Annotated in this window: 6 protein-coding genes and 1 pseudogene; 1 reads left to right on the top strand and 6 read right to left on the bottom strand. The window is 72.5% G+C overall.

From position 1 onward, the window contains the following. Positions 1-90: 90 nt before the first annotated feature. The 4 genes and pseudogenes from Y694_RS18785 to Y694_RS26235 all read right to left on the bottom strand — a co-directional run bounded on the left by Y694_RS18785 (position 91) and on the right by Y694_RS26235 (position 3,774). The gene (locus Y694_RS18785) at positions 91-315 is read right to left on the bottom strand and encodes a DUF350 domain-containing protein (protein WP_036235278.1); all 225 of its coding nucleotides are present in this window, start codon (positions 313-315) and stop codon (positions 91-93) included. A 36-nt stretch (positions 316-351) separates the two neighbouring features. Continuing rightward, entirely contained in the window at positions 352-1,989 is a 1,638-nt protein-coding gene (locus tag Y694_RS18780) for a DUF4178 domain-containing protein (RefSeq protein WP_036235277.1), read from the bottom strand. A gap of 34 nt (positions 1,990-2,023) precedes the next feature. After that, positions 2,024-3,063, bottom strand: a pseudogene (locus Y694_RS18775) (SPFH domain-containing protein). 144 nt (positions 3,064-3,207) lie between these two features. Further along, positions 3,208-3,774, bottom strand: coding sequence for a hypothetical protein (locus Y694_RS26235; RefSeq protein WP_231497781.1), 567 nt, complete (start codon positions 3,772-3,774; stop codon positions 3,208-3,210). Positions 3,775-3,955: 181 nt separating this feature from the next. Between Y694_RS26235 and Y694_RS26230 the strand changes: the two genes are divergently transcribed. Continuing rightward, the gene (locus Y694_RS26230) at positions 3,956-4,426 is read left to right on the top strand and encodes an FAD-dependent monooxygenase (protein ID WP_231497780.1); all 471 of its coding nucleotides are present in this window, start codon (positions 3,956-3,958) and stop codon (positions 4,424-4,426) included. A gap of 20 nt (positions 4,427-4,446) precedes the next feature. On the opposite strand, the gene Y694_RS18765 is transcribed toward Y694_RS26230, so the two are convergent. Both Y694_RS18765 and Y694_RS18760 read right to left on the bottom strand, forming a co-directional pair. Next, positions 4,447-5,265 carry a carbon-nitrogen hydrolase family protein gene (locus tag Y694_RS18765; protein WP_036235276.1) on the bottom strand — a complete coding sequence of 273 codons (819 nt, stop codon included), beginning with the start codon at positions 5,263-5,265 and terminating at the stop codon, positions 4,447-4,449. Continuing rightward, positions 5,262-6,699, bottom strand: a 1,438-nt coding sequence (locus Y694_RS18760; protein ID WP_036235275.1) for an AsmA-like C-terminal region-containing protein, incomplete at its 5' end; no start/stop codon positions are given. The genes Y694_RS18760 and Y694_RS18765, both read right to left, overlap by 4 nt.

Here is a 6,699-nt window from a genome sequence, read left to right as displayed (position 1 = left end):
CCGCACCGCTGCTGCGGCGCGGCCGTCGGCCGCGCCATCGAGTGCCGCCGGTTCGCTCACGCGCCGGCCGGCTGCGCCGGGTGCGCGCGGTCAGCCATGGATCGCCGCGGCGACGATCAGTCCGATCGCCAGGCACATCGCCGCCACCACCAGCGCCAGCGCCTTGTTCTGCTTCTCGACGATCTCGGCCCACAGGTCGTAGGGCGTGAGCTTGTCGATGATCACGAAACAGATCCAGAACACCAGCACGCCGATCAGCGCGAACAGGATCGAGCCGAAGAAGACCCCTGGCCTCAGCCACTCCAAACCCATCATGATGCGTCGCTCCTGTGTTGATGAATCGAGGGCAGCTTACTTGTGCCCGCCGCCACCGGTGCTGAAACCGCCGTAGGACCCGCCCGAGCTGCGCACGCCGCTGCCGCTGTTGCGCGCGCAACTCTGATACTCGTTGCTGGCCTCGCCGTAGGTGCGGCGCAGCTCGCTGCAGTCGTCGCGGCCGCAACGCACCATCGAGAAGACGACCACAACGAACAGCAGGAAGAGGAACAGCCCGGCCATGCCGCCGAAGCCCTTTGTCGACACCGGCTTGGCGTCGCGCTGCAGCGCGGCGCGCTGGCCGTCGTCGAGCTTGAAGGCCTTGAACAGCAGGTCGGCGTCGAGCGCCGCGCCGGCCGACCAGGTGACCTCGGCGTCACCGCCCTCGCCGGTCTGCTCGCGGTTGAGCTGCTTGCCGCCGGGGCCGCGGTAATCGGTGTTGCGGGTGCGCTCGCCGCGCGCCAGCCGCCAGTAGAACTCGCCGAGCACGTAGGTGATCTGGCCGCTGTAGCGGTAGATCTCGCGGTAGCTGTCGCCCTGCCAGCGGGCGGTGGCGCCGCTGACCTGCGGCGCGCCGGTCAGCGGCCGCACCCAGCTCCAGCCGTCCTCGGCATCGACCAGGAAGGCGAAGCCGGCCTGGCGGTTGTAGAGCAGGTACTCGCGCCAGAAGCTCTGCTCGTCGTCGCCGGCCTCGGGCAGCGTGCAGCGCTCGACGTAGCCGACCACCTGCCAGGGGAGCGGCCCGCCAGCGCCGAGGGTCAGCGTGCCGCTGCGGCCCAGCGCGATCAGCGGCTCGCCGCCGGCGACGCCCGGGGTGTCCTGGGCGTAGTGCTTCAGGTCGGCACCCGCGCCCTGCGCGCCGGGTGCGCCCAGATCGACCACCGCATGGCACTGCGCGCAGACGATCGACTGCGTGCTGTCGAGCTGCACCGCCACCGACGCACCGCAACTCGGGCAGGCGAGCGTGCGCCCCTTCAGATCGCGCGTGCTGCCGTCCTCGCGCAGGCCCGACAGCGTCAGCTCGGCGAGCTGCAGGCCGCGGCCGACGTACCAGCGCGGCGGCCGGCCTTCGCTGGCCGGGCCGTAGTCGATGCTGGCGACCTCGCCGCGCGCATTGCGCAGTTCGGCCACGACATAGGCGCGCTCCAGCACCGGCACGAAGGGCAGCTCGCCCTCGGCGGCCCCCAGCCTGGCTGTGGTGACGCTGGCGACCGACCAGCTCTCGCGGCCCAGCACCTGCTGCGCGCCAACGCGCAGCGCCTCGGGCGGCGGCAGGGCCTCGGGTGGCGCCGGCGCCTCGAAGCCGAAGACGTAGCCCCCGTTGTCCTCGCTGAGCCAGCCGGAGCGCGGCGCGGCGTCGGTCGGGTCGGCGCTGTCGAACAGCGCATGCCATTCGTTCCAGCTGCCGCCCGCATAGCGCACCTGCAGCCGGCCGACCAGCGTGAACGCCGCACCCTGCCAGCGCCCGGCGGTGCCGAGCTGCAACGGGCTGTGGTCGTCGAACAGCTCGGCACTCTGGCCGATGCGCCGCAGCGCGTCGCCCTCGCGCAGCAGCGTGCTGCGGCAGTAGCTGCAGACGGCCAGCGCCGACGCGGCCGAACGGAACTCGACCGCCGCGCCGCAGTTGGGGCAGGCGGCGCGGTAGGCGCGCTGGGGCGAGGGATCGGTGGCCAAGGCTCAGCCGTGTGAGTCAGGGCCCGCCATCACCTCACACCAGCTTCTTCAGCAGCTCGGCCTTCTTCGCCGCGAACTCCTCGTCGGTGAGGATGCCCTTGGCCTTCAGGTCGGCAAGCTTCTCGATCGTCGCCATCACCTGGTCGGCGCGATCGCGGCCGGCGCGGCGGGGGCCGCCGCCACGCCGCCGCCCTGCAGGCCCTGCTGCAGGTTCTGCGCCAGCACCTGACCGAGCGCGACGCCCGCGCCCAGGCCCATCGCGTCGCCCGCGATACCGCTGCCGCCACCGGCTCCGCCGCCTTCGGCGAACTTCGGGATCGCCTGCGCCGTCTGGTACTGCATGAACTTGCCCATGTCGCCGCCGACCATGCCCATGCCGATCTTCTGGTCGAGCACCTTCTGCAGCTCCTCGGGCAGCGAGACGTTCTGCACCGTCACGCCCTCGAGCTTCAGGCCGATCTTCTCGAAGGCCGGCGCGGTGACGGTGGCGAGCTGCTGCGCGAACTCGACCTGATTGGCCGCCAGGTCGAGGAAGGGCACGCCGCTGGAGGCCACCGCGTCGCTGATGTGCTGCAGCATCAGCGCGCGCAGCTGGCCGTCGAGGTCGGCCACGGTATAGCGCTCGCGCGTGCCCGAGATCTCGGTGTGGAACAGCCTGGGATCGGCCACGCGGTAGGCGTAGTTACCGAAGGCGCGCAGGCGCACCGCGCCGAAGTCCTTGTCGCGGATCGTCACCGGCTGGGTCGTGCCCCAGCGCTGGTCGATCTGCTGGCGCGTGCTGAAGAAGTACACGTCGCTCTTGAACGGCGACTGGAACAGCTTGTCCCAGTTCTTCAGGTAGGTCAGCACCGGCAGCGTCTGGGTGGTGAGCTTGTACATGCCGGGGCCGAACACGTCGGCCACCTTGCCCTCGTTGACGAACACCGCCATCTGCGATTCGCGCACCGTCAGCGAGCCGCCGTACTGGATCTCGTTGCCGGCCATCGGGTAGCGCCAGGCCAGCGTGCCGTCGTCGCCCTCGGTCCATTCGAGGATGTCGATGAACTGCTTCTTGATGAAATCCATCAGCGCCATGGGGAACCTCCAGTGAAGCGGGTTGCAGCGAGGGAAGCGAACACAATAGCGGCGGGATCATAGACCGCGGTCCGGGTCGCGCCGCCCCTCTTCCGGGGGCGTGCCGGCTGGCCGCCAGCAGGGCGGGTCATGGCAGCAGAACTTTCACTCGCGGTGGTCGGCGCCGGTCCGGTGGGGCTGGCGCTGGCGCTGCACGCGGCGCGCGCGCTGCCTGAGGCCCGCGTGCACGTGTTCGACGCGCGGCCCGCCGACCTGGACGTGTCGCGCGATCCGCGCACGCTGGCGCTCTCGCTCGGCAGCGTGCAGGAGTTCGAGCGCCTGGGCGTCTGGCCGAGCATCGCGCCGGCCAGCACGGCGATTACCGCGGTGCACGTGTCGCAGCAGCAGCCCGCGCTGCTGCTGAGTGGCCTGGCTTCGGTGCTGCGTCTGCCGCCACCCGAGCTGCTGCTGACGGCGACCGAGTGCGGCGTCGACCAGCTCGGCGCAGTGGCCAGCTACGGTGCGATCGTCGCGCCGCTGCAAGCCGCCTGGTTCGAGGCCGTGGCCAAGGAGCCGCGGCGGCTGTCGGCCCGCTTCGGCACGCCGGTCGCGGCGCTCAAGCCGGCTGCGGGGGGTGTGGAGGTCGACGCCGGCATCGCCGAGCTGCACGACCTGGCGGTGGTGGCCGAAGGCGGCGTGTTCTCGACGCAGGCGCGCAAGGCACTGGCGCACGACTACCGCCAGACCGCCTGGGTCGGCCAGGTCACGCTGGCCGGCCCGGGCGACCGGCGACGGCCGGCACCGCCTACGAGCGCTTCACCCCGCAGGTCCGGCGGCGCTGCTGCCGCTGCCGCCGCTCGATGGCGCCGCGCGCGCGGCGCTCGTATGGTGCGTCGATGCCGCCGACGACCCGGTGCACGATCTCGACGACGCGCAGCGCCTCGCGGTGCTGAACCAGGTGTTCCCTCCTCGCGTCGGCCGCCTCGTGGCGATCACGCCGCTCAAGCGCTTCGCGCTCGGGCTCAATGCCGAGCGCACGCTGGTCGAGGGCCGCACGGTGCGCATCGGCAATGCGGCCCAGACGTTGCACCCGGTGGCCGGCCAGGGACTGAACCTCGGGCTGCGCGACGCGCATGCGCTGGTCGCCGCGCTGCAGGCGGCACCGGCCGCGGCGGGCGACTTCGATGCCGTGCTGAAGCGGGTGGAATGGCAACGTGCCCCGGATCGCTGGGCGCTGATCGCCGCCACCGACTTCCTGGCCCGCAGCTTCACCTGGCCGCTGCCCGGCCTGGCCAGCGCCCGCGGGCTGGGTCTGGCGGCGCTGCAGGCGTTGTCGCCGGCCAAGCGACTGCTGGCTCGGCAGATGATGTTCGGCTGGCGCTGACGCGGCCGCGTGCAGCGGCGCTACAGCACGCGGTGCTGCAGCGCAGGCAGTTGCGCGCGCACCTGCGCCATGCGGGCAGCGTCGAGGCTCGCGATCACCACACCCTCGTCCTCGGCCTGCACCGCCAGCACGTCGCCCCAGGGGCCGACGATCATCGTGTGACCCCAGGTGCGGCGGCCGTTCTCGTGGCGGCCGCCCTGCGCCGGCGCCAGCACCATGCACTGGTTCTCGACCGCCCGCGCGCGCAGCAACAGCTCCCAGTGCGCCTGGCCGGTGGGGTAGGTGAAGGCGGCCGGCACCAGCAGCAGGTCGCAGGGCGGCACGCAGAGCGCGCGGTACAGCTCGGGAAAGCGCAGGTCGTAGCAGATGCTGAGGCCGACACGCCAGGTGTGCCCGGCGCGGTCGGTGAGCGCGAAGGCCACCGGCGTGGCGCCCGGCAGCAGCGTGGCGGCCTCGTCGTAGCGTCGCTCGCCGTCGTCGAAGCGGAACAGGTGGACCTTGTCGTAGCGCGCCACGCGCCGGCCGTCGGGGCCGAACACTAGCGTGGTGTTGTGGGCCCGGTCGCGGCGCCCGTCGATGCGCAAGGGCAGCGTGCCGCCCACCAGCCACACGCCGCACTCGCGGGCAGCGGCGGCCAGCAGGTCCTGGATCGGGCCGCTGCCGTCGGCCTCGGCCACGTCGAGCTTGTCGGTGTCGCGCTGGCCCATCAGGCAGAAGTACTCCGGCAGAGCCACCAGCTCGGCCCCGGCGTCGGCCGCCCGGCCGATCAGCGCCCGGGCCCGCGCCAGGTTCTCCGCGACGCGCGGCGTGGACACCATCTGCACGGCTGCGATCTTCATGGCGACTCCTTGGACGCCGGCGCCGAGGCCGCCTCGTCGGTCGGCACCGCGTCGCCGAGTTTGCGCTCGATGCGCTCGACCTTGGGCTCGGCCCACGGTCCGGTGACGTGGAATTCGCGCGTGCCCGCGTTCATGATGGGCCGGCGCAACAGCCACTGCGCGACGAAGCTGCCCAGGCCGACCGCCGGGTTGATGGCCGCCACCGCGAGCGAAGCCGCTCCGGCATTGATCTCGGGCACCACCCAGACGCGCAGGTCCTGGGTCTCGTGCTCGACGTCGGCGCTGCCTTCCATCAGCACCACGGCCTGCACGCCGCGCATCCGCAGGTTGCGTGTGCTCGCCACGCCCTGCGCGATGCTGACGTCGCCGGTGATGTTGTCGAACACGAAGCCTCGCTCGAACACGTCACGGAAATCGAGCAGCAGGCGACGCGGCAGCGACTGCAGGCTGAGCACGCCCAGCAGCTTGGCCATGCCGGGATCGGCCTGCAGGAACTGCCCTCCCTCGACCGCCACGCGGACCTGTCCACCCAGGCTGGCGTAGTCGATCGCCAGCGGCGAACCGAGCCAGCTCACCTGTCCGGCCAGCTGGCCCTTGGCGCCGCGCACCACCTCGCCCTGGCCGAGCCGTGCGAGCAGCGCGCCGCCGTCGGCGATGTCGAGCTTGAAGTCCATGGTCGCTCGTCGCCGCGCCGCCGCGCCGGGCGCGGCCGCCGACCAGCGGCCGCTGGCATTGAGCTGCGCCTCCGGCGTGACGAGGCGGAACTTGCTCAGCCGCCATTCGCGCGCCGTCTCGCCGGCTTCCGCCTCGCGGTTCTGCGCCTCGATCTCGACCCGGCCGAGGCGCTTGCCGCGCAGTTCGAAGTCGTCGATCACGATGTCGAGCGCCGGCACGCTGGCCGGCGAGGCCTGCTCGAGCAGCGAGCTGACCGCGTCGGCTTCGCTCTTGGGCAGGGACAGCCGCGACAGGCGCGCGTGGAGACGGCCGGCACCCTCGGTCGCGGCGCGGGCACCCCCGGGCGGGCGGTACTCGGCGTAGCCGTTGAACTCGGTGGCATCGAGGTTGGCGCGCCAGGTGGCGTCGTCGACCGCGACGCCGCGCGTCAGACCGACCACGACCTCGTGCAGGTGCCGCCCGCTGGTGACGAGTTCCTTGGCCCGCAGCGCCACCGTGGTCGGCGCGTAGCCCATGCCGCCGGGGCCCGCCAGCGCAGCGCCGCTGCCGCCGCTCCAGGTCTCGGCCACCTTCTGCCAGGCATCGAGGTCGAGGTAGGGCAGGTTGAGGTGGGCCGCCACGCCCTCGCCCGGCTGCGGCATCGCATCCTGCACGCCGATGCCGCCGCGCAGCACCCGGGCACCTTCCGGACCCAGCTCGCGCCACCAGGCCGCCTGCACGACGCGGGCGGCCTCGGGGCCCAGCTCGACGCGCAGCTGG

The organism is Methylibium sp. T29-B (assembly GCF_000576225.1).
Lineage (GTDB): Bacteria > Pseudomonadota > Gammaproteobacteria > Burkholderiales > Burkholderiaceae_C > Methylibium > Methylibium petroleiphilum.
This window is presented reverse-complemented; position numbering and strand designations above follow the sequence as displayed.